31 protein-coding genes and 1 pseudogene are annotated in these 22027 nt (G+C 52.6%); 1 reads left to right on the plus strand and 31 read right to left on the minus strand.

Annotation, left to right across the window (positions count from 1 at the left end):
* The 26 genes and pseudogenes from FH968_RS23950 to FH968_RS20550 all read right to left on the minus strand — a co-directional run.
* Positions 1-806: pseudogene (locus FH968_RS23950) on the minus strand (hypothetical protein); the annotation flags it as partial.
* On the minus strand, positions 793-1380 hold the full coding sequence (locus FH968_RS20435; RefSeq protein WP_139882768.1) for a YmfQ family protein: 588 nt from the start codon (positions 1378-1380) through the stop codon (positions 793-795). The pseudogene FH968_RS23950 and the gene FH968_RS20435, both read right to left, overlap by 14 nt.
* Positions 1380-2462 (minus strand): baseplate J/gp47 family protein, encoded by a 1083-nt coding sequence (locus FH968_RS20440; RefSeq protein WP_139882770.1) that lies wholly within the window; start codon positions 2460-2462, stop codon positions 1380-1382. The genes FH968_RS20435 and FH968_RS20440 overlap by 1 nt, the downstream gene beginning before the upstream one ends.
* A complete protein-coding gene (locus FH968_RS20445; protein WP_139882772.1) occupies positions 2455-2868 on the minus strand; it encodes a phage GP46 family protein in 414 nt (137 codons plus the stop codon). Before FH968_RS20445 ends, FH968_RS20440 begins: the two co-directional genes overlap by 8 nt.
* Before the next feature lie 4 nt (positions 2869-2872).
* A complete protein-coding gene (locus tag FH968_RS20450; protein ID WP_139882774.1) occupies positions 2873-3412 on the minus strand; it encodes a phage baseplate assembly protein V in 540 nt (179 codons plus the stop codon).
* Positions 3412-4476: a phage baseplate assembly protein gene (locus FH968_RS20455; RefSeq protein ID WP_139882776.1), complete on the minus strand. Its 1065-nt coding sequence runs from the start codon at positions 4474-4476 to the stop codon at positions 3412-3414. The genes FH968_RS20450 and FH968_RS20455 overlap by 1 nt, the downstream gene beginning before the upstream one ends.
* Positions 4473-5828, minus strand: a complete 1356-nt coding sequence (locus tag FH968_RS20460; protein ID WP_139882779.1) for a DNA circularization protein — start codon at positions 5826-5828, stop codon at positions 4473-4475. The genes FH968_RS20455 and FH968_RS20460 overlap by 4 nt, the downstream gene beginning before the upstream one ends.
* Before the next feature lie 35 nt (positions 5829-5863).
* Positions 5864-7795 (minus strand): phage tail tape measure protein, encoded by a 1932-nt coding sequence (locus FH968_RS20465; protein ID WP_139882781.1) that lies wholly within the window; start codon positions 7793-7795, stop codon positions 5864-5866.
* 84 nt (positions 7796-7879) lie between these two features.
* A complete protein-coding gene (locus tag FH968_RS20470; protein ID WP_139882783.1) occupies positions 7880-8200 on the minus strand; it encodes a phage tail assembly protein in 321 nt (106 codons plus the stop codon).
* A complete protein-coding gene (locus FH968_RS20475) occupies positions 8197-8553 on the minus strand; it encodes a phage tail tube protein (RefSeq protein WP_139882785.1) in 357 nt (118 codons plus the stop codon). Before FH968_RS20475 ends, FH968_RS20470 begins: the two co-directional genes overlap by 4 nt.
* Complete coding sequence (locus FH968_RS20480) at positions 8553-10067, minus strand: phage tail sheath subtilisin-like domain-containing protein (protein WP_139882787.1); 1515 nt, start codon at positions 10065-10067, stop codon at positions 8553-8555. The genes FH968_RS20475 and FH968_RS20480 overlap by 1 nt, the downstream gene beginning before the upstream one ends.
* On the minus strand, positions 10064-10231 hold the full coding sequence (locus tag FH968_RS20485) for a DUF2635 domain-containing protein (RefSeq protein ID WP_139882789.1): 168 nt from the start codon (positions 10229-10231) through the stop codon (positions 10064-10066). The genes FH968_RS20480 and FH968_RS20485 overlap by 4 nt, the downstream gene beginning before the upstream one ends.
* A 3-nt stretch (positions 10232-10234) precedes the next feature.
* Positions 10235-10795: a hypothetical protein gene (locus tag FH968_RS20490; protein ID WP_139882791.1), complete on the minus strand. Its 561-nt coding sequence runs from the start codon at positions 10793-10795 to the stop codon at positions 10235-10237.
* Positions 10795-11304: a hypothetical protein gene (locus FH968_RS20495; protein WP_139882793.1), complete on the minus strand. Its 510-nt coding sequence runs from the start codon at positions 11302-11304 to the stop codon at positions 10795-10797. The genes FH968_RS20490 and FH968_RS20495 overlap by 1 nt, the downstream gene beginning before the upstream one ends.
* Positions 11276-11680 carry a phage head closure protein gene (locus FH968_RS20500; protein ID WP_139882796.1) on the minus strand — a complete coding sequence of 135 codons (405 nt, stop codon included), beginning with the start codon at positions 11678-11680 and terminating at the stop codon, positions 11276-11278. Before FH968_RS20500 ends, FH968_RS20495 begins: the two co-directional genes overlap by 29 nt.
* Positions 11677-12000, minus strand: coding sequence for a head-tail connector protein (locus tag FH968_RS20505; RefSeq protein WP_139882798.1), 324 nt, complete (start codon positions 11998-12000; stop codon positions 11677-11679). Before FH968_RS20505 ends, FH968_RS20500 begins: the two co-directional genes overlap by 4 nt.
* Positions 12001-12078: 78 nt before the next feature.
* Positions 12079-13308: a phage major capsid protein gene (locus FH968_RS20510; protein WP_139882800.1), complete on the minus strand. Its 1230-nt coding sequence runs from the start codon at positions 13306-13308 to the stop codon at positions 12079-12081.
* Between the two features lie 9 nt (positions 13309-13317).
* Positions 13318-13917 (minus strand): HK97 family phage prohead protease, encoded by a 600-nt coding sequence (locus tag FH968_RS20515; protein WP_139882802.1) that lies wholly within the window; start codon positions 13915-13917, stop codon positions 13318-13320.
* Complete coding sequence (locus FH968_RS20520; protein ID WP_139882804.1) at positions 13910-15127, minus strand: phage portal protein; 1218 nt, start codon at positions 15125-15127, stop codon at positions 13910-13912. Before FH968_RS20520 ends, FH968_RS20515 begins: the two co-directional genes overlap by 8 nt.
* Positions 15117-15278, minus strand: coding sequence for a hypothetical protein (locus tag FH968_RS23730; RefSeq protein WP_189389271.1), 162 nt, complete (start codon positions 15276-15278; stop codon positions 15117-15119). The genes FH968_RS20520 and FH968_RS23730 overlap by 11 nt, the downstream gene beginning before the upstream one ends.
* Positions 15275-17005 carry a terminase large subunit gene (locus tag FH968_RS20525; RefSeq protein ID WP_139882807.1) on the minus strand — a complete coding sequence of 577 codons (1731 nt, stop codon included), beginning with the start codon at positions 17003-17005 and terminating at the stop codon, positions 15275-15277. Before FH968_RS20525 ends, FH968_RS23730 begins: the two co-directional genes overlap by 4 nt.
* A complete protein-coding gene (locus FH968_RS20530; RefSeq protein ID WP_139882809.1) occupies positions 17005-17439 on the minus strand; it encodes a phage terminase small subunit P27 family in 435 nt (144 codons plus the stop codon). Before FH968_RS20530 ends, FH968_RS20525 begins: the two co-directional genes overlap by 1 nt.
* A gap of 105 nt (positions 17440-17544) precedes the next feature.
* A complete protein-coding gene (locus tag FH968_RS20535) occupies positions 17545-17913 on the minus strand; it encodes an HNH endonuclease (protein WP_139882812.1) in 369 nt (122 codons plus the stop codon).
* A 2-nt stretch (positions 17914-17915) separates the two neighbouring features.
* Positions 17916-18530 carry a methyltransferase domain-containing protein gene (locus tag FH968_RS20540; protein WP_139882814.1) on the minus strand — a complete coding sequence of 205 codons (615 nt, stop codon included), beginning with the start codon at positions 18528-18530 and terminating at the stop codon, positions 17916-17918.
* On the minus strand, positions 18514-19377 hold the full coding sequence (locus tag FH968_RS20545) for a glycosyltransferase family 9 protein (RefSeq protein WP_139882816.1): 864 nt from the start codon (positions 19375-19377) through the stop codon (positions 18514-18516). The genes FH968_RS20540 and FH968_RS20545 overlap by 17 nt, the downstream gene beginning before the upstream one ends.
* Before the next feature lie 12 nt (positions 19378-19389).
* Positions 19390-19929, minus strand: a complete 540-nt coding sequence (locus tag FH968_RS20550; protein WP_139882818.1) for a hypothetical protein — start codon at positions 19927-19929, stop codon at positions 19390-19392.
* A 129-nt stretch (positions 19930-20058) separates the two neighbouring features.
* On the opposite strand from FH968_RS20550, the gene FH968_RS20555 reads away from it, so the two are divergent.
* The gene (locus FH968_RS20555; RefSeq protein WP_139882820.1) at positions 20059-20319 is read left to right on the plus strand and encodes a hypothetical protein; all 261 of its coding nucleotides are present in this window, start codon (positions 20059-20061) and stop codon (positions 20317-20319) included.
* Positions 20320-20357: 38 nt separating this feature from the next.
* On the opposite strand, the gene FH968_RS23955 is transcribed toward FH968_RS20555, so the two are convergent.
* The 5 genes from FH968_RS23955 to FH968_RS20580 are packed head-to-tail and all read right to left on the minus strand — an operon-like array spanning position 20358 to position 21974.
* Positions 20358-20537: a hypothetical protein gene (locus FH968_RS23955; RefSeq protein ID WP_139882876.1), complete on the minus strand. Its 180-nt coding sequence runs from the start codon at positions 20535-20537 to the stop codon at positions 20358-20360.
* The gene (locus FH968_RS20565; protein WP_139882822.1) at positions 20494-20763 is read right to left on the minus strand and encodes a hypothetical protein; all 270 of its coding nucleotides are present in this window, start codon (positions 20761-20763) and stop codon (positions 20494-20496) included. The genes FH968_RS23955 and FH968_RS20565 overlap by 44 nt, the downstream gene beginning before the upstream one ends.
* Complete coding sequence (locus tag FH968_RS20570) at positions 20760-21302, minus strand: glycoside hydrolase family 108 protein (protein WP_139882824.1); 543 nt, start codon at positions 21300-21302, stop codon at positions 20760-20762. Before FH968_RS20570 ends, FH968_RS20565 begins: the two co-directional genes overlap by 4 nt.
* Positions 21302-21583: a phage holin family protein gene (locus tag FH968_RS20575; RefSeq protein WP_139882826.1), complete on the minus strand. Its 282-nt coding sequence runs from the start codon at positions 21581-21583 to the stop codon at positions 21302-21304. The genes FH968_RS20570 and FH968_RS20575 overlap by 1 nt, the downstream gene beginning before the upstream one ends.
* Positions 21570-21974 carry a phage holin family protein gene (locus FH968_RS20580; protein WP_139882828.1) on the minus strand — a complete coding sequence of 135 codons (405 nt, stop codon included), beginning with the start codon at positions 21972-21974 and terminating at the stop codon, positions 21570-21572. The genes FH968_RS20575 and FH968_RS20580 overlap by 14 nt, the downstream gene beginning before the upstream one ends.
* Positions 21975-22027: the final 53 nt, after the last annotated feature.

Here is a 22027-nt window from a genome sequence, read left to right on the forward strand (position 1 = left end):
TCCTCGCCTGATGCGTTATGAAACCATAAATGTTTATTCCCACCGCCACGTATATAGATAGCGTTTTGAGCTAACTCTGTTGAGCCATTTAAAGCTTTTAAACCGCCTGGGATAGTTACATTACTGTTGTTAGCGTCATATTGTACAGCCCGAAAATAACGCCAGTTTATGGTTGTACCGTCATCTTCACGCACTGCAAGAATAAGTGTCGAATTAGAGTAACGGATGAATTGAATTAATGGCCTATTAACTCGCGCACCGGCTGCCGGATTAGTCGCAGCGATGACGTCAATGTAATAATAGTCCTGGGCAAGAAACGTGGGACTGTTAGTACATGCGCGTACATCAATAAAAAATGATTCCCCGACAACAAAAGGATACGTCGCAAAATCAATTCCGCCATGATTGCAGTCAGAGCTAAAATTGCCTTTGTAGCCAACCGGCACAAGCCCGCCGGTATTACTGTTATCGACAACGTTACGCGTGGCCGCTGTTCCAAGCCCCATATTTGTACGCGCTATCGCTTTATCGATTAAATCTGAAAGATTATTTTTTCGCAAAAGTGCATCAGGTACGCGGTCAGTGATGAGCTTAACGATGGCAGTATAAAGCTGGTCGTGCTGGCCCTTGTTCAGCACTGCGCCAGATTTCTCAATCGCATTACAGACCTCCTCCTGCACTGCATCCCACATATCGCTGTTCAGGTCTGTAGCACGGCGTCCTGTGCCGGGATCGCCGTTAGTAAAACCATTTTTACCCGCGCCAAACTTATCTGTCTGGGCGGTAGGTGTATCAATTCGATGCATCTTCTGCTCCTTCTGGGTATGCGAAAACAACGACGGTATGAGAGGGGCTTAACTTTTCAATCACGCATTCCGCCACGGTGTCTCCCCAGGTTCTGATTGCTGAGTTGCACGCGCTGGTGCAGGTCTGCCAGCTGACATTGGCGTCTGCCGGGATGTTTACCCGCCAGTAATACCGCCAGAACGCTCCCCACTCAGGATCGGGTGAAACGTCCTGGTTCTGAAACTGTTCAATGGTGGCCGTGTAATAGCCGAGCGCGTCGAGCTGCTCACGGTAGAATTGTTCGTTAATCCCTCCCGTCACGTTTGCCTTAGCATCCAGACGCTGCTGGCGCTGCCGTAACGTCTGAACACCGTCAGGCGCGCAGGAATCCGGCAGACCATAAAGCGGTTCATAGCGCCCAATCAGTTCTGTGGTTTGTGCCGGGTCGATTTCCTTCATCAGCGCATCGGCGCGCTGCTGTACGCGAGCCAGGGACGGCGAAAGCCCCTCAAGCAAAGGGTTATCCCCTTCCCATGCAGGACCCGGTGGGAGCAGCTGATAAAGAAGTCGGGTGTAGTCGTCTTCTGATGCCATCAGGCTCCTCCGCTGCTGACGTAAGTGGCCCAGGTGATCGTTCCCAGTACCGGTAATTCAGTTTCGCCCAACGTTATATCGGCAGCAGGAACGGTAAGTTTGTGCGCCACTTCCCCGGAAGCCAAGCTGATCGCTTCGCTGATACGCGAGACGTATACTTTTCCAGATGGCGCACCATCGCGCAGCATTAACGAATTAAGCTCCGCTGTGACCGACGTCCTGATTTCAGTCGTGTCTTTCGCAAGCGCAATCGTCATCGGGATAACCTTTTCACCTGCTGCAAAGACAAACAGACCGCCACCTGCCACGGGAGCCAGCGGTAAAATGTGTTCACGGACACGCTGAACCAGTTCATCATCGGGTGCCGGGCTGGTCGATTCCCCGGTTGCTACCATGACCCCGACGGTGCCAATCCCCTGGTAATGTCGGAGTGTCCAGGCGCGAGTGATCCCGGCAATTTCTTTCGCCCAGATGATGTAATCCGGATCTGCACCTCCCTGCGGGATGTAGTAGAACCGTTCCATTACGCGCGCACGCCAGACTTCGAGATCTTCCACATCAGCACCGTCTGTTATGGTATCGGCGTACCCGGTGGAGGAAATGCCACTAACCGGCGTACCAAGACGCAGCGCAATGCCATCATCGGTATTTCCTGCCGTTCCTGCTTCATCAGCGGTCACCGGCACGCGCAAAACCCCGCCGGAGGCCGTAACAGATGCTGTAGTGGTAAAAGTCACCTGGTCATCACGCTGGATTTGCGTCCCGGCAGGCAACGTCGGGGTACCGCTCAAGCCATCCCAGCGCACGAAGCCCGCAGCAGAGACAGCATCTTTGCGGGGGCAACGTTTGATACGCGCATGCCTGTATAGCCAGTCCTCATCGCATAAATCCGGCAACATATTACGGGCCAGATAATCGATGTAGCCATAAAGGGTATGAACAGCTGCAGCCTGTACACGGGCGTACACTTCCGCATCCATGCGGCGAAGCAGCACGTCCTGTTCAAAACGCGTAAGCAGATCGCTGCGGATCGTAGCGATAAGCTGCGGCAGTTCAGGTCGCGTAAATTGACTTTCAGCCATCAAGCTCGCTCCATATATCATCAAAAGTTATGTTGTGCTGGCTGCCATTCTGCTGCCAGACAGTGACACCAGCCGCCAGGGTATCAATGCCAGTTCGTTCCGCAGTCACATCAATCTGCGCCGCCACGCCGTCTTCAGTCAGCCAGTCCAGCGCCTGTTGAATATATTCCCGTGCGGCCTGCGGTGTTTTGTTTGTGAGCTTGCTTCGCTTAAGCAGATACAGGCGCGAGCCAGTGCGGTCGTTCTGCACTGTGGGCCAGGTGTCACCCCACCAGCCATACGGCTGCGTTGTGTTGTCATCGCTTCCGGCACGCCGCCATGAAAATAAAGAAATCACTACGGCACGCGTTAAAAGGTCGAGCGGGTCCGAGGACTCCTTCAGGAGCCCGTTAACGTATAGGATCATGCTGTCAGCCCATTGGTTGGTCTGGCGCGTTCGTCGTTCCGCCGCCGTCGCCGTTTTCTTTGTGAGTGTGGCCGTTGTATGTCGAACGCATAGCAGCCATTGTTTTCCCGGCGCCATCGCAGAGATCTTTAATCTGGCCGGTCGCCTCAATATCCATTTCGAATCGGGCCTTTGGCGCATTGGTTAGCGTAATCGGCTTGCCACCGCCATTAACCACAATCCCTGCCCGGGTCAGCGTCACGGACTGGCCCATGTCGTCGTAAACGGCAACCTCACCCCGCTTGAGCCCTTTAAGCCGGTAGCGACGATCTGCCACCATTATCACCACGCCATGGGAACGGTCGCCGGCAGAAAACAGCACCGCAGCTTCCGCACCGTTTTGCGCAGCCGAAGTAAACCCATAGGGCTCGAGGTGTTCCATGTTTTCTTTGATGTCTCCGGCTATCAGTTTAAGGCCGACGGCCTGGCATTTTTTCCCGGCATCGAGTGATGTGATCACCGCCCGGGTAAACAGGTTGGCAAGCGCTTTTAAATTTGCAGCCATCAGAAATCACCGCCCCCTCCGGATGTTTTCTTCTTTTTCTTCTGGGTTGTCGGTTCAGGAAGATAAGCATCTGCCGGTCCCACCCGCAGTTCAGTGATGGTGCCGTTGCCGTCCTGGCTGTAAGTGACTTCGGCAATCACCAGTTCATCATTGTCAAAACCCACCAGCGGATCGAATACAATCACGCGCTGATTCGGCTTCCATAACTCTCCGTTACCCTGGCGCCAGCCCTGCACGGTGTACGTGGTTTCCAGAGTTCTGGCTGCGCGCTGGCGCGCTTCGAACTCACAACGCGCCTTGCAGCTGTCCGTTGTCGCCGTTCCGGATTGCTGTGCCGTCATCGGACGGTAACGCGTCACCCCAGCGTCCCGTGTGGCCTGCCGAATAGCAGAAATGGTTGCTTCACCAAAATCATCATCGGTGCCAGGCCGCTGGCCAGTGATGAGATAGTCAGAAAAACGCTCACGTACGCTGCGTTCGGTATCGCAGGAGAGGATATTTTCTCCCAGCACCAGCGCAGTCGCCGCCTTCACGCTGCCGGGGGTGCCGAGAACCAGATTTCCGCGCTCATCGTCATACGCAAGCGCCTGCACCTGCCCCAGTAAACGGTTCAGGCATTCAATCACCGTTTCACCATGCTCTGGCTGCGCATCAATAACGGCGGATGCCGGTGCCCCGGAATCAATAACAGAAATACCGAAAGGCTGTGCCAGGGCCTCAGCAATTCGCACCAGACTCTTACCGCTGTGCTGGACCGGAGCTGCGGTGCAGTCGATTAAATCTGCCGTTTTACTGCGCCCTACGATCCCCGTCGTGATGGCGTTTGCATCATAACGAACGGGCGTGGCCTCAACCCAGCCGGTAATCACCAGGTCGTCACCAATCAGCACTTCTACCCGGTCGCCATTTTTAATCTGAGCAGAGCCCTCAGCCTGTCCAGGCCACTGACGGGTGATGGTCACATTAAAATCCCGGGCGACACGGTCAATCCCGGCGCTGATACGCACTGACGTCCAGCCGCCCCATTCCCGCCCGTTCACACGCAGAAACACGATATTGTTCATCGGACCGGCACCCTCAGCGGCATCACTGGCACAAAGCCGGGATGGCGTATTGTATTGCGGTCGAGAATATCTGACTCCCGATCCGCGTCGTCATACCAGCTCGCAGCCAGTACAAGGGCGGGCTGAACTTCGGATGGTGTTATTTCAGCCGTTTTTTCGGCCTGCGCCAGCCGACCGGAAATGTCGCGGTTTAAATCCGTTCTTAGCGAGGAAATTTGCAGGAACAGATCGTCATCCGTAATGCGCAACTGCTCCTGGTCTATCGCGGTGTTAATGGCGCTGCGGATGTCTGTCAGAGCATCCCACGTCGGCGGTGGATTTACTGTGTTGTTCGCAACGGCACTATCAAGAGAAGGGTGAGGCACATTAATAATATCGGTCGCCGCCTGTGCGCCTGCGGCGCCGGACATGGCACCAGCCTGGAGTGATTGCGATGGTGCAGTGCGGGGCTGAGGTAAATCAGTAACAACGTTAACCGATGTGCTGATAGCTGTAGTGCGTATGGCTGAGGCCACAAGATTGCTCTGTGTTCTCTGTACCTTCACTGATCCGGAATCGGTCGGCCACGTGCCGCGAGGTGCCAGCCCAGAATCAAGCGTAACGCCGGACATGGTTTTTACCATCGTGACCAGATCGGAAGTATCCCCGCTCAGTCGGTCCCCTGCCCGCCATGCTTTCTGGAGGGCACGCACAAAATCATTGGCAGTACTCGGCGGCATAAGAATGACGGACAAATCCCCCTGCAGGAGACGCATGGCAGCAGACACGCCGGAGTCCACCATCTGAAAGGCATCGGCAACGGTTCCCAGCATATCCGCCGCGTCGGCCAGAACATCACTCTGAATAAAATCAGGTATGCCTGAGAGTGAGAACGCCCCAAACATGCCGTCGATTGCATCATCATACAGGCTGCCTGTTTCATTCAGTCGGTTGGCCGTGGCAATGCCCGCCGTCGGAAATGACAACTCACCGCTTTCAACGAACTGAAAAGATACGCGACACATGCGCCCTTCGGCGTTGCTGTGAGAAACCCTGACCTGCCCGTCAATGCTGCCCTGCATTTCTCCGTACTGAGGATGAACCAGCGTACCCGGCCCCGCCGTTTCTATAGCAACAATAAGCCTGTCACGCTGAACGGCATACCCATCGCCGATGAGGTAAGCGTTTATCGTCAGCCGCCTTGTTGCCCGACCTAAATCCTCAGTAAAGGGTTTATCCCGGTTGGGGTATTCGTGAACCTGAACACGCCGCCCGAATGAGCCTTCATCATCCTCTACAGAAAAGCCCACCCCCCGAAAAGAGGCTTCGCGCAAACGCGTGCGCCAGTCGGGTGCGCTTGAGAAAAGAGCCATAACGCCACCTGAAAGTAAAAACCCGCCGAAGCGGGTTAAGGTTGATTGCGGAACGGGGAATAACCCACATCATGATTTATCGTCATCGATGCGCTACCCGTTTTGGGTACATCAATTACACGCATTCCCTGCGGTGCATTATCAAATGTCACTTTCAGTTCACTGCGCTGCAGTTGAGAAGGAGCCGCAGTTGTCAGCCCTGTTGCCGCCGATCTGTTAACCGGCACTGCGGGTAAGTAACGCTCTTCAGGGATAGGGTTATCCATGCCGATAAGTTCGCGCAGACGAGGTAAGAATCCGTTATACCCACGCTCTCTTTCCTTCGTCTGCATCTTATTAACGATGAACCCTCCCTTATCCATACCCGCGTCTTTTGAATCCGTTTCCAGATCCTGGAGTTGTTTAAGAAGAGAGATTGCGATGCCAATTGTGATAGTCATGGCACCCATTTTACCAATGCTTCCCAGCAGTCCCGACAGGGAGCGTGCAAGCACTACTGCCTGCTGAAGCGCCCCTATAGTTTTCACCGTAAAAGCGCCGGCCATTACCAATCCAACCCCCTCGATAACGGTTTCCCATCCCCCCATGGCCTGCGCCACTTTATCCACTTCCTGCCAGACCTCTTTAATCACCGGCCCAACCGTATCCCAGTTTTCGATGATGAGCATTGCACCAGCAGCCAGGGCCGCGATAGCCACTTTTGCCGGAGACAGGTTCATGACGCTGTTCAGGATTTTAAATGCGCGTGATAACGTGCCGATGGCTACCCCTACTCCCAGTAAGGCGGCACCAAACCTGGCAACCGACTGGACCATTTCGGGATTGGCGCGCACGAAGCTCCTGAGTTCTTCGAGGTAAGGCATGACCGCCTTTGTGGCATCGTTTATGGCAGGAAGAAAGGTATCACCGAGCGTTATCGATATCGCATTCACGCTATTTTTCAGCAGCGTTAGCTGGTTTTCCGTCGTTGCCGCACGGCTGGCGTACTCCTTCTGCATCGAGCCACCGTACTGCTGAGCGTCGGCAACACGGTTAAAGTTGGTTCGCAACAAATCCATGTTGGTGAGCAACGGTGCAATAGCGGAAAGTGATTCCTTCCCGAACAGAGAGTTCATCACAGCAGCCTGCTTAGCTTTCGGGACCTTAGCCAGTGAATCCAGTACCTTCAGAATTGCGCCTTTGGAATCCTTCTGCATTTCCGCAGCCAGCTGCCCGGGGTCAATCTTGAGGAAGCTGAGCGCCTTTTTCTGGGCTGATGTCGCTGATTTTCCTGCCGTCAGTGACAACATAAAGTTCTTGATGCCAGTAGAAGCGATCTCAGACTCTACGCCCATCCCCGCGATGGTAGCCCCCATCGCAGCAATTTCCCCCGAAGCCACCCCGGCGACACTGCCCAGCGGACCGATCCGGGTCACAATTTCCGATATTTTCGCCGCGTTTGCAGGCCCCGTATTGCCCAGGTAGTTAATCTTATCCGCCAGAACAACCACGTCATCCTGAGTCAGTTTAAACGCCGTTCTCCACTGCGCCATCATCTGCCCGGACTCTTCTGCCGTCTGGTCAAACGCCACGCCCATTTTTACTGCATCGCTGGCAAACTGCATCAGATCCTGTCTGGCAATCCCCGCCTGCCCACCCGCAGCGACAATTTCAGCTATCCCTTCTGCAGCCATCGGCAACTGAGTCGATAACTCCAGAATATCGTCACTCATCCCCTGGAAGACGGTTTTATCATCCAGGCCATCAACCACCTTGCGAATATCGGCCATCTTTGATTCAAAGGTGATAGCCGAGCCAATAGGCATGATCAGTGCGCCAAGGATGGCCGTTCCCGCGGCTGCCGCGCCTATTGCCAGCCCAGCCATCTCCTTCTGGAATCCTTTGAGCTCCCGCTGCATGCCTTTCATCGGACCGGTGAGCTGATCAACGGCAGTGATAATGGCCTTTAACTGAAAACTGTCAGCCATTTTTTATTTCCTCATTGATGCGAACGGCCTCTGCCTCCAGTTCCAGAAATTCAGAGACAGGCGACCGTCTGAGTTCAAGGGGGTTTAATCGCCAGTAGTGGGCAACGTTGAAGAGTCGCTTTCGGAGGTTGTCTCCGTTGAGCTGGTAAAAAAACTCAGGATCATCATTGAGGCTTTGAAGATATCGATAAGCGCCATGTCGGCTGCCGAAGAGCGGGGAATGCCCGCCAGTATCGGGAGATACTTCAGCATGACCGAACTGTCTGGTCGAACACTGCCTTCCGTATTGATTGTGAACGGAAAACCAATACGTTCAATTTCATCAAATGTTGGTTCGCGCAGTTCAAGTACATGGACCTTTTCGTTATGCGCCATGATGGGCTTTTTCAGCGGCAGTTCTTTCATTGATAGAACCCTTCTTCACCGTGGAATTCCAGATCCACTGTGCCCTCTTCCGGGTTGTGATTGGCTTCACCATGAAGCCAGGCGTTTGACAGAACATACACCTGACCGTTTGCCAGTTCGGAGGTGATGGTCATCTGATCAGATGTGGTAATTTTGTCGACAGGAAACGCTTTCGGCACCTTCGCCGTCACCTTCGTGTACGGTGCACGGGACGTTTCTTTGTAATCAACAGAACCATCCAGGCCAATAACATCATCACGAACCCGGGTATTCATCGGTACCTCAATGCCGCCGGTGATCGACAGCTGCTGGCCATCAACTTTGAAATAGGTTGTACCCGCAATTTTTCCCATTACGCGGCCTCCTCGTTATACTGCAGGCGGAACTGATTAAGCACAGCGAACACGCGCAGCTGGTTGACATAATCCGGCGGGAACAGCACATCCAGGCGGTTCGGGTCGGTCGCATTACGTTCCACAATCAGGTACTTCTGGAAAAGATCGAAGTTCTCCACAATGCCTTCACGTTCAAGGCTCCGATAAATAGCACTCAGCTCCCCTCTGATAACCGCAGGTGTGACAATGGCCTGCCCCGGACCAAAACGCGTACCGTCGTTCGCCAGTTTGTGGCGCCCGTATTTACTCGTAATCACCGATTTCAGACGACGCAGTACATATGCGCTGGTATGCAGCGTTTCGCTGTCCAGATAGCTGTTATCAGCAACGCCATAGGCATTCGTTTTATACGTGGTGATATCACGTTGAATACGCAAAATGCCCGTTTCGGTGTAAGCCGTGGCGATCCCATGCGTCAGAAGGGACTGCTGTTCGGTGACGGTGAAACGTTTTCCGGTCGGCGCAGGTAATGCACCAGTCAATTCCCCGGTCTGAGTTGGGCGGGCGGGGTCAATACGTAAAAAGACGGCATCACGTGCCAGGCGATAACCCACCAGCTCATCAATGGGGGTCTGAATCGTGGTTTCATACCCGGCAACAGTAATGTGCTGGTTATTCAGCAAATCACCAAAAGCCACAAGCTCGGACAGTGAACCTGTTTTCGCCGTATAAACATGACCGTAAAGCTGGCGAATGTAGCTCCAGCGGCCAGAACTGTCGTTCATTTCCGTCGCCATCATTTGTAATGACGCCGCATCGCTAAATGGCAGGCCAATATAATCAAAGGGCTCATCGCCCATTGCCGCAATGGTCTGTGACAAATCAGAATCACCAGCACCACCGGACATTTTCCCGATCTGAATACTGAGACCCGCAGGCGCACTTTCTCCACTGGCCGTGCCGTAATAGTTCAGCGTCAGCGGCAGACTGTTTCCCACTGTGCCACCGTTCACTGCCGTCAGCGTAATGGTCCCTTGTGTGTCGCCACCAGAGGTCGCTACATATGCCGCAGTGACAGGCAGATCGACATTTTTATTAATGGCTGCCATCAGAGATTGGACTACCTGCCGTCCAGTGTCATCTGTGGCCACAGTTGTTTGTACCCGGGTCGTTCCGATGTACAGATTAACCGAGCCGGCATCTGTTGCAGTACCTGTCACCGTCAACGTTCCACTTGCCACCTCACCGTTATCTTCCACGGCAACAACCCAGAGTTCACCAAACGGATCAACCTGACGATAAGCAGCAACCATGCGGGCCAGTTGGCTCCCGCGTCCGGCCAGTTTCTTCGCCATGTCGGCGGAGGGCATGATGACCAGCTGATTAAGTGGAAGATCTGCATCAGATAGCGCCATGCCAATCAGCAGGGAAGGCGCACTGTCCTGAGCCGTGTTAGCAGCACTGTTATCCATTTCGGCATAAAACAGCGGCACCCGGTTTTCACCCGGAATGGTGTTGAAGCTTACGGTCATTTTTTACCTGCCTCTTTGTTTGAAAGTGGGAATTTAACAACGTCCCCATCCGCAATACGGCGGTACCAGTAGGCGGATGGCTCAACATTTCTGCCTTCATCAGGCAATACATCACCGCGGGCGGGGTCCGGCACGGACCGCCCTTTTTTAGGCTTAATAAACATGGGTTACTCGCTGAAGTTGATTTCGGTGTGGTGTTCAATAATCCCATCTGGCCCGTTGCCAGGTTCGATGAAATCAACATCAATACTTATCGTTTTCAGCTCATCCAGAGCATCCAGATCGTCCTGCTGTCGCGTATCTTCTTCCGTGATTTCATACTTCACGGTGAAATCGAACTGGTAGTAAAGTTCGTAACGATTAAGATCCAGCAACATGCCGCCAGCATAGTTAATTTCATGCGCCTGCGAGTCAGGCTCCCATCCCAGCAATGCCTTCCAGACCTCTGCCCGGACATCGTGAACGGCATCGTAAGATGCCCACTGACCTTTTTCGTCACGCTCATTACTCAGAACAACGATGACGGAAAACCCCTCCGTCAGATCCTGCCAGTAGTCAGTTTGCGATCTCTGCTCACCAACAACATCTTCTGCCGGTACCACATACGCTGCTGGCAACTTCATTTTTCCGGATTCAGGGATCGCTTTAAACTGCGCAGCCCCTCCGATCCGATTTTCAAAACGCGGACAACGAGCACGCAAAGCAGCCACAATGGGAATGAGCTTCATTATTTTTTCCTCTTCTGGGGACGCAGAGATTTCCGCAGTTCACGGGACAGGATGTAGCGAGTCCAGCTGCGTCGACGTTCCAGTACCTCGGTCATATAGTTGTTGCGTGGCGCAATACGCCAGCCACGACCACCGGAAGCGCCCCGATGGTGCCCTTTTTTACGTTTCGCACCGCGTTTAACGCCATAGAACAGAAATGCCGGGTAAAATGCTCCGTTGATATGCCGGTTTCCCTCTCCATTTTTCTGGTTTGGTGCAATCTTCACCATCAGCCCTGCACGCCGCTTCGATGCTCGCGGGACGTAGTAGCCAATTGAGCGAGCCAGTTTCCCGGTTCGATAAGAGGGGTTTTCCCCTTCTTTCGATTTCCCCCTATTCATCACCAGCCGACGGGCGTCACGCATATGAACCTGGCCGATTTTTACAAACGCACGCCGCAGCCGGGCACGGTTAAAAACCAGCTCATCCGGTTGCTCAAAATCAACGTGTAAAAAGGCTTTGCTCTGCATTGTTTACGCCTCTGTCTGTTCCCAGCTCTTCACATTCCAGCAGCAGGAACCGGCGCTTACTGTTCAGGTCACGCACTCGCCTGACGCGATAGAGCTGTTCACCACAAACCACTTCATGATCGGCGGTGATCCCTTTGCGAAAGCGAAGGGTGAAATAGTGGGTTACCGTGGTTTCCGTTTGTACGGATCCCTGATACGCCGCTGCTCCGGGCTGAGCTTTCTTCGCCCAGGTTTCAAACGAGTCCGGATATGTGGGCTCTACACCAAAATCATCGGACGGCTCGTCTACACGCCGTCGGATAGTCACACGCTGGTCCAGTTCACCAGGGTCGGGTAACAAATACGTGGCACTGGTCTGGCTCTGTCTGAGTTTCATAACGGGATGTACCGGTACGGGCCAACAAGCCAGTTAAAGCTCATCGGCAATTCAACTTTTTCCACTTCTGATACAGATGAGCGGTTCTCATAGAAATGCGTCACCAGCAGCAACATCCCCAATTTGATATCGTCAGGAAGGTGCAAACCATCCGTGTCGGTATCCGGAATATCGTCGTCGGTTGCATACAGCGTTCTGTTCAGAAAGGTTTCCGTGCGGGTTTGTACAGCATTGCCCAACAGTGTTAGCAGGGTATCTTCATCACTAAAATCATCATCCAGCCGTAACTGGCCTTTGATTTCTTTCAGCGTCAGCAACATAAATCCTCCGGTGCCCGCCGGATGACGGGCACAAAAAAACCGCTTACGCGGCGTCAGTGTTCATTGCTGGATTGTCTGTTAGCTGCTGGCACTCCCTTTACCCACCAGCGCCTTAATTGCAGAGGTATCTTCCAGAATACAATCAAAGCGGTGGAAGGCCAGGAATCCGGTCTGGTCAAATTCAGCATAGCGCTCAACCAGACGCTTCAGGATCATGTAGCGCACGCGACGGATAATGAAGCGATCGAAGTCACCGCAGTACATGAATTTCTTGCCCGCGCCGATGTCGTCAATTTCTTGATCGATAACGTAAGGCGTATTCAGCACCGATGCAGGCGCTACGCCAACAATATCCGGCAGCCATAATGGACGGCCCTGGCTGTCAACGATTTCGCTGATGGATTTCAGCGTGTTGTCATTGAATGCCAGGCGGAATTTCGGCCCACGGCGGTACGCCGGATCAATGCTGTGCTTCAGTGCCAGAATTTCCTGCCATTTCACTGCCGTTGCAGATGCTGTCGGTGTGGTTCCCGTGACAGATGCCGCCAGCCCTTTCGGCTGTTTTGGTGTGCCGGCGCCGGTACCCTGGATAAGATATCGGGCCTCACCACGACCAATTCGCTCAGCGATACGGCGTGACAAATACGCCTCCATATCAATGGCGCTGTCCTGCAGCAGTTCGTTCGACACGCGGATAATTTTGGACGTCATTTTTAATGCGCCCAGACTGTCCATCCCGAAGTCAGTATCTTCTTCGCCGGCTTCTTCATTTTCACCCAGTAACACGCCGACTTCAGCAGTGCCATCAGCCGTTGCCCATTCCATAGTGCGACCGTCTGAGGTCGTGAGGATCTGTGCCACGCCAGCAATACCACCGTAGGCTTTCATCTGCTCAACCACTTTTGCCAGGAAGGTATCAGGCACGGTATAGCCGCCCTTTTCATCCGGCGCCACACCCTGAGCACGCAGTTCGCGAAGCTCTTTGCGTTCTTCTGAACTCAGTTCACTGGCGCCGTGGCGCATCCATTTGTCAAAAATCTGGAAGCGCTTTTCTTCCGGCTGATTGCCGTTTTCTTTATCCAGATTCTGGCGTTGCTCTTCTTTCTGATCGTCAATAAACGTCTGGTCGAGGTTGCGCAGCTCGTCTTCACGGGCAATTTGCGCATCAAGTTTATCCAGCTCGGCTCTTGCCTCATTCCACTCGGTTCGTTGCTCCTCACTCCAGGAGCCGTCGCCAATTTTGTCGTGCAGGGCACGCATATCAGTGGCGATGGTGTTACGTTTTTGCTTCAGTTCATGCAATTTCATGTTTTTTCCTTACGCATTCAGAAGGGTCAGCAGGCGCTCACGCGCCATTCGTTGGTTAATGGCGTTCTTAAGCGCGCCGCTGTCTCGCGCTTCCTGCCAGGCTTTCATTGAACGGACGCTGGAGTCAGCTTCCTGATAAGCCGGATACGTCACTGGGCTCACGTCGTAGAGGCGAGAAAATCGAGATATCTCCCTGATAACGATGCCTTCCTCGTCCTCGTACCAGTTTTCACCATCCCGGGCGACCTGGAACGCAAACGAGGACTGACTGATGTCCCCGCGCATCATGGGGGCGATCACCAGATCCCGGATTGTTTGCGTATCAGGAGCAGTGATGTTGTATTGCAGCCCTCGCTCATCAACACTCAGTGCCAGCGTTCCTGATGTACTGCGCCCGAGAATAAAGTTCGGATCATGGTTAAACAGGCCGCGCACATCATTGGTCAGCACATCGTCAAAGGAACCAGGTTTAATGATCTCGCGGAATCCCCAGAGCGGTTCGGAACGGGAGTTGAACACAGAGCCATAGCCGATGATTCTCGTCGGTTGTTCACTCTGTAACTCAGCCCGGACTTCACCGCTGTAACACCGCATTTCGCGATCACTCATCGGTAATGTTCTCCTGTTCTGTTTTGGTTTTTGCCGGTTGTGAAGCATTGACGCTGACTAACATCTGATCCAGTCCGTCAACAGGGTTCATGTCTTCAAAAGCACGAACTTCATTACGACTCATCCAGCCATCGGTTATGGCGTAGTGATAGAACTCTGCTCGTTCTTTTGCAGTACCGCGCAGTAAACCGGCAAGGTTAAAGCGAACGTAGTACCCAGCCTGCCTTTCTGCACGCGTAAACAGACGACGATTGAGCTCCTGCTCCCAGTTAGTTACCCAGGGCATCATGGTGTAACGCACAAACTGGATGGCTTGCTCTGAGATGTTGGAGAACGTGGCTTTATCCAGGTCATTAATCATGTGCGCCGGAACGTTGAAAATACCCGCTATCATTGAGCGATTCAGTTTCATCATATCGATGATCTGTGAATCAACAGGTGAAACAGTCAGTGCTTTGTAATCCAGTTGAGCGGGAAGCAGCATGGTTTTATTTTCCTGCTGTCGTAAAGCTGCCGTAGCTTTCTGCCACTGCTTTTTCAGCCGTTCCCAGCTGTTGTCATTCAACTCATTTTTAACGGAAATAATCCCTGCGGGTCGGGCGTTGCCATTGAAGAAACTGGAAGTGTACTTCTGCCCACTCATGCCCATTCCGATTGTTTCAGCATGCTGCATGACTGGACTGAGCCCCATTTTCTGATCATTACCTAAGGCACGAATGTGGATCATGTCATCCGGGCTGATGGCAAAACTGCCCTGTTCGTTATAGACGCCGTAGGTATAGCGTCCACCGGTATTCACCAGCGTGGTTTGCCACGGCATACAGGCATCCAGCCCACTCACCTCGCCGCGCCGGTTACGCAGGATGCGCGTATAACCATTGCCCCAGCCGAGGACATGCCGCTGTTTTAATTCCCGCCACTTGTAACTGGTTTGCCAGTCGTTAGGTTCATCGTGTACCAGGTAAAAAACAGGATGATCACTTGCAACCTCCACTGTTTTCCCGGTACGGCGCATGACGTGTAGCGGCATCTGCGCAACGTTTGAGGAGATGACGTAAATACAGGAGTAAACCGCCGCCAGCTTCATGGCTGTTTTTGGGCTGACGATAACGTCACTCTGGAAGATACCGTCGCTATCGGCGGCCTCAGCCGTCAAAGGAACCGCGGGATTCTCCAGTGAATTACTTCTGAAAATGGCATCAATAAGCATGTTTCGCCCTCCATGCCGCCATTAAGGCCCAGATCAACAGACCTGAACCGCCGGACATCAGCGCAACGGCTGTGCCATATTGCAGGTAAATACCCGCCATCAGCGCACCAAAGCCCACCAGCCCGGCAATATCGATAATCAGTGATTTCACAGGATTAACAGGTCCTCATCAGGGTCCAGATTAGAAAGGAAGTCTTTAGGTTCATTCAACATGGCACGACCGACGCCCATCATCAGACCCACGGCGCCATCAATTTTGTTCTCGTTACCCTCTTTAACTGGACGAACAATGTCATCACTGCCGGGAGGGTGACGCCCCACCACGTTGGCAATGCACCAGGTCAAAATCGGATTACCGTCATGATGAAAGCGACCAGCGGCAAGTGCCGCCTCAATTTCACGCATGGGGTCGCTCATGTTGGTGAAGTTCTGGGTGATAGTTATCGGCTCCAGCCCCTCATCCATAAGCATGTGAGAGATAGAGACCGCACCATAGGGGTCGATCGGACATGAAGCGATTTTGACGCCAGCACGCAATGCCAGAATGGTTTCGAAAATGAGACGGTAATCAACCTCCGCCCCATCGGTGGGGATCAGAACGCCCTGATTAACGAACGTCTGGTAACGCTCAGCAGTTCGCTTCAGTGCGGGATCGGTTGAATACACCGTATCTTCCGGTACCCAGAAGAAAGGGCTGACACAGTAAAAATGTTTAAGCCCATTAATCTCTCGACAGAACACAGGAATAACGGCGTTTAAATCGAGTTTCGAAGCAAGGTCAATCCCCAGATAACACTCATCATCCACAAAATCCGATAGTTTCAGCGTCTTGTCAGCGGCGGCAATCCACTTTTGCAGGTTGTAATAAGCCGCTTTAGCACTCACCCATTTATTGAAATGCTTGGTGAGTATTTTGTTGGTCTGGCTGGGTGTTGATATCGCCAACAATTGCTTGGCGCGAAGAAAGCCCTCTTTGAGTGAAACACCATAATTCGGGTTCGCTTTAATCAGCGCTTCTGGCTTCGTCCAGTCATCATCATCATCAAGAGTGAAGATGATCCCGAAGATGGCTTCGTTTTCCCCTCCTTCACGGATACGCTCCAGGATTTCGACCACCTGCGCACGCTTCTCATAACAAGGTGAAGCAATGTCATAGCCTGCTGTGGTGATGATAAGCGTCATGGGTTGCTCGCGAGCACCCATACCTGTCGTCATCGTCGTGTAAAGCGCATCAGTCGGATGTTCGTGGTATTCATCAATAATTGCGCAGGACGGTGAATCGCCATCACCCGGATCGCCAATGACCGGTGCAAATACTGAACCATCCGGGCGGGTCATTTTCTTGGCCCAGGGCTTTATGGAAAATGCCCGCCGCATCTCGGGCAGCTTCTTGACCATTTGCAAAGCCGGGGAAAATACCTTCCAGGCCTGTTTCTCCGTTGTCGCACCGCAATAAACTTCTGCACCGTGCTCACCATCAGCACAAAACATATAGTTGCCTACTGCCGCGGCGATCGCTGACTTGCCGTTTTTCCTCGGGACCTCAATATAAATTTCGGTGAAACGGCGCAGGCCGCTGTCCTTTCGAACCCAGCCGAATGGCACACCAAGTGAGAATTTTTGCCAGGGTTCAAATGTGATACGGAGCTTTCGACGAGCCCACTCACCAGACGTGTGGGGCATTTTCTGGGAGAAACGGAGAAAACGTTCTGCCTTGTTCTTGTCAAAACGATACGGCCAGCCAGGATCTTTCGCCCGCTCAAGGTCATCAAGGTGACGCTGGCATGCCTGTCGTGCTAGCTGACAGGCCAGAATCTTTCCGCTCACTACGTCCCGCGCATACTGGTTCGCCGCATTGACGTTCGGATAGGTAGCCATCAGCCAAACTCATCAAATTCGTTCCCTTCATCTTCTGATTCTTTTCTGCCGCCAGTCATACGAACGCGGCTTAAAGGGTCAAGTCCCAGAAGTGATCCCAGACGGGCAAGCTGTGAAACCGAATCGTTGCGGACGTTTACGGCGGGGTGTTTTTTCAGGCCCCCCATTTCGCTATCAACGGTAAGGCTTGTTACGAGAAGTTTTTCCGCCTCAAGCATTAAATGGAAAGCGTTGCAGTAGGCCAAAAGGATGGGAGCGTCTTCAAGTTCAAACAATCCGCGGTCGATTAATATTTTGCTCTGCGTTTTCCAGAGCTTTACTGCAACCTCGCTCATTAATTCATCTGGTGGTGCAATCCGGGTAAGTTTGCTTTTCTGCCCAACGGGTAAATTTGGCTTTCGGCCCCCACCGGACGATCTAATTCCTCCTGCCATTCACCGTCCTCCGATAGGCAAAACCTTTCCAAAAAAAATTTCTTATTTCGGGCATGTAAAAATACGGCGGGGCGGGCAGTCCGGAAGGGCAAGGGCTGTAGGGATTTACCCTCCCCCCCGCCTGTCTGGTAGCCTCTCTCTGGCCGTCTTCACGCGGTGACATGGGGTGCATAAGCTTTGAAGGTTGTCATCACTGTGGCTTCCTCCGTTCGCCAGAGGGTCTATGTGGTCAACGCAAGTTGCCTCAGTAATGGCACCTCTTCGTAAACATTCCTGACACAACCCTTTATCCCTCTGAAGAATACGAAGCCGTGTCTTGTCCCATCCAGTCCCATAACCACGCTGGTGGCGGGTCTGCCCGGGCTTGTATTGCTTCCAGCCTTCGCCCTTATGCTCATCACAGAACCCGCTGCGGTCGATAGTTGTATTCTTACAACCTCGTTTGCGGCAGGCCTTTGGTATTCTGGGTGGCATGGCTAGTTCCTTTTGAATGCGTAACTACCAATACCTTCCCGACCTAACATGCTTTCGCAAGTGTTGTGCTCCACCATGCTGAAGCCTTGCTCAGCAAACCATTTAATCAGGCCATCATGCGTCCAGTACCAGATGTGTTCATCTTTGCGGTAGTGGCGCGAGGAGACAATGTGCTCAGCGCTATCAAAGACAGGGAGCGAAACAAAAATGAACTCAGTCGCCTGCTGTACTGCCAGCTCAGGCTCGTCGATGTGTTCCAAAACATCCCACATGGTCAGTGCCCGCCAGCGGTTTGCGTACAGGTCAGCATAAGCATTGCGCTCATGAAGCCATGCCACACCCGCTGGATTGACATCAAAACCTAACGCACCTGGATAACAGTTAACGAACTGGCCTGAGCCGATCCCCACATCCAGCACCGATCCCTGATAGTGGCGTGACACTAACTGAATACGGGCGGCGGTGAGCTGCTGCCCCATTGAAGTTTCGGCCATATCCTGATAGCGGGTGAAGTAATCCGCATCATAAGGACGGCTCCCCGCCACAGGGTAGCGACCCATTCCCAGTTCAGGCAGCCAGACAAGGCCGGTCTGCAATTCATCAGAGAACGATTTCATTTAGCCAGCCTTTGAATATGTCAGTGAAGCCCGTGATGTGCTTGCTGCAATCGTGGTCCATGCTGGCACACATGCAGTAGTCATCGGGTTGCGCCCAACCCACGCGGGACAAGTCCATATCAGGATCGGTAACAATATGCGGCGCATTATGCGCACCGCAGCCACCCTGAATGATAAATACCGGCGTTTTGTAGCAAACGGCAGCAGGCAGCGCCCAGCCAACCCCAGATACAACAACGGCTGCATGTTCCACCAGCGCCAGCATTTCAGTTACAGATAGCTCGCCTGCGTGCAGATGCAAATCAGCTTCAGGCTGTTCACCGACAAGCCACTCTTCACCCTCTTCCAGATCCGCCAGGCTGACCACGTAGAAATGTTTGCGCAGTTCACGTGCGGCGGCAGCGATGTATTTCGGGTCCGGATTGCGGGCAGGGTTTGCCCATTCAGTACGTACCGTAGCCGGGCGTATGACTGCAATCGGCTTATCAGACTTCACCGGTGAAGCGCCAAACGATGGCAAATCAAAGATGGTTGCCGCCCTGCCGAACTGCCAGGTCATAGCATCGATGATGGAGCCTTTCTTTAATTCGTCGGGGCCGTAGAAGATGGTCAGCACTTCTGATGGTCGTACCGGCTCCCGTACAAACTCAAAGTCCGTGTTCTCTTCGTTCTTACGCTGGGTGCGCAATGTGGTATTGGATCGGACAAATTTCACATCCAGATCTGAATACAGTTCAGGCCACGGCGTCCGGAGATACGCACCAGCGATTTGGCGCACAAAGGCGCGCTGATAAATAGAGTCACCCAGCCCGTACATCCCACGGATGCAGACTTTTGATTTTGCCATGAAGGAAACCTTTTAAAGCGAGAGTGCCGCTTCAAGCGACATTATAGGAAAGCAGTTCATCCGGGTCCGACGTGAGCAGTTCAGTACCTCGATTGACGGATACTCCTGCTGCAGGCGTTTAAATTCTTCGTGCCAGTGGTTCACGCTGAAGTTATCTGGGTTAGCCAGCGTACTGTGTCTTCCGTGCCAGTGCGCACCATGGCGAATTGAGCAGTCATAGCCCACCAGCAACACCCGCTGGGCACCGAGATGTATTGCCAGTTCAATAGCGCGTTGGCCTGAATTGAATGAGCCAGGCACTTTGCTTTCGTGATGATTGATACCAAACCGGTTAGCCGTGAAACTGTCACCACACCACCGAGTCGCCGGACTCGTTATCTCTTCGATGTATTCCTCCCACCAGCAGCAATCCGCTGCGTAAATGGCAGAACAGAACGGTGCAGCGCGCCATGAATTGTTTACCGCAATGATGGGGATGTTAGCTTCAAGGAGTTTCTGGCAATCAGATGAAGACAAAGAAGGTCCGCTGGCCACACATGCAAATGTAACCATTTGAACAACCTCAAAGTGTGAGCATTTGTTCAATTGCAGTGGAATATCTACAAACTTCAAATGCCATCAGCTGATTGAAAACTGTTATTATCACTTGCCTTTAAACAGACATTGAAAGAGAGAATAATCATGTCAGGACTTGAACAAAAAATCGATGAACTTCAGTTATGCATAAAAGAATTGCAGTTAGATGCACACGCCTCTCGCATTGCAATCACAGTTTTGTCCAGCGCTTTAAATAGTATTTCAGGAAAGCCGGGGCATCTTGCCGAAGTTATTGAAGATGGAATGGCTTTATCAGGTCCCATGCAGTTTGATTTTCCGGTCGAGAAGGATTACGAAACCAAATTGAATGCAAAGGTACTTGCTCTGTTATCAAAACAAAATTAATTATGCCGAGCCACTATCGGTTGTGGCTCTCAATTATTTTACAGTTTTTGGCAATTATTCTGCCATGTCTGGTTATGCACCAGTACTGCGCGTTTCGTCTGCATGTCCATAACGTCAATATCATGGGCATTCAGATAAATGGGGCGAACCCAGTCACAGGCCGTATCGATAACTTCAGGTTTTACGGGTCCAGTTGTTCCGCAGCTCGCGATCAACAACGTTGCCAGGCATATGGCTAATATTCTGTTGTACATCACTGGCTCCTTTTGTTGCTTCTACCCGGCGTTCTGCCACCGCATTAGTTGCCGCTACGACTTCTTCAGTTCGCTGTTTATCAGCTGCCGATTCTGCCTTAGTGGTACCGCGAGAGTGACCAAGACCAAATGCACCGGCAATGGCTGCAACCAACAGACCTATAGCGCCAAGAATCATTTCCATACTCATAAACTCACCCTTTCTTTCATCCAACCGTAAATGAACGATTCGTTCGCTGCACGTTGTTCCGTCAGTTCCAGATACCGCTGACCTTGGCTGCAATTGAGAGATTTCAACATAACCAGCTCTCCTTCTTTACTACGCGCCCCAAGGAAAGATTTCAAAGCACTGAAAGTACGCGGGCCGATTTGCCCGTCTGCAATCAGGTCTGGATAGAGTTTGCCTTGCTGGTTGTATGCGTTAAGCCAGCGCTGAAACCATTTGCTCTGTACTGATGGCCCCATATTCACGCCGGTATCGCACAACTCAGCGGCAATAATCGGAGAGAGTTCCGCAATTAAGTCAAAGCGCGGGCCAGTCCAGTAGTCAGCAGTCAGGATCGCTAGCGCCGTTTCGCGTGGTAAATCTTTCATACTGCCGGTATAACCATGTGCCCGGGCCACCACCTGCGTAATACCCCAACACGTCGGGCCGCCTTTATCATCAGGATGATTAACGTAGCCACCCTCTTTGCCAAGAATGGCATTAAAGATTTCGTCTTTATTCATCAGTGCCTCAGAATATCTACCAGGCGCGCCACATTACCCCGAGCCCATAGCACGGCAGCGCAGATTGTTACGTTGACAATGACCACCAACCAGTGCGATTCGCTATAGAGGCCAAAAGCAAACCGGAAGGGGATGCTGGCATAAACCAACACGACCAGGTACGCCATGGCTGACACTATCGGACGGTGACGAGAGCCTGCACGGCGGTAAAACATCAGGACAACAACAATCACCGCACAGATGACCGCATTAACCAGGGCAGTCGGATCACTTATTACCATTGTTTGTCCCTCCTCCACGGAATCGGGAAAGCATGCCAAACAGGCTGTTCAGATCCTGGCTGTTGAGGAACGTGAGCACTTTGATAATTAGCGCAGAAATCAGGACTGCACCGAGTGCGTCGAGTGGCCGGTCAGAGTATCCCAGCCAACCTGCAAGCTTTGTACCTAGCAAGCCAGCCCCTAATACCCCGACGATAAACGAAGTCAGGAAATATGCAGCCAGGCGGGTACGTGTTAAATCAGCCGTCGTGGCCACGTAAAACACGGCACCCGCAAACGCCCCAAACACCACGCCAAAATCAGTTTGCGTCAGTATTCCATACAGCGTAGCGCTGAAAAGCCCGCCGCCAATGACATAACCCGTTCCGGTTACAGTTACAGGATCGGACATTAAGCCCCCTCTTATGCTGTGAATCCTCTCAGTATTGAGGGGAAATTAAAAAG

It is taken from the genome of Buttiauxella sp. B2, assembly GCF_006376615.1.
In the GTDB taxonomy this organism is placed as follows: domain Bacteria; phylum Pseudomonadota; class Gammaproteobacteria; order Enterobacterales; family Enterobacteriaceae; genus Buttiauxella.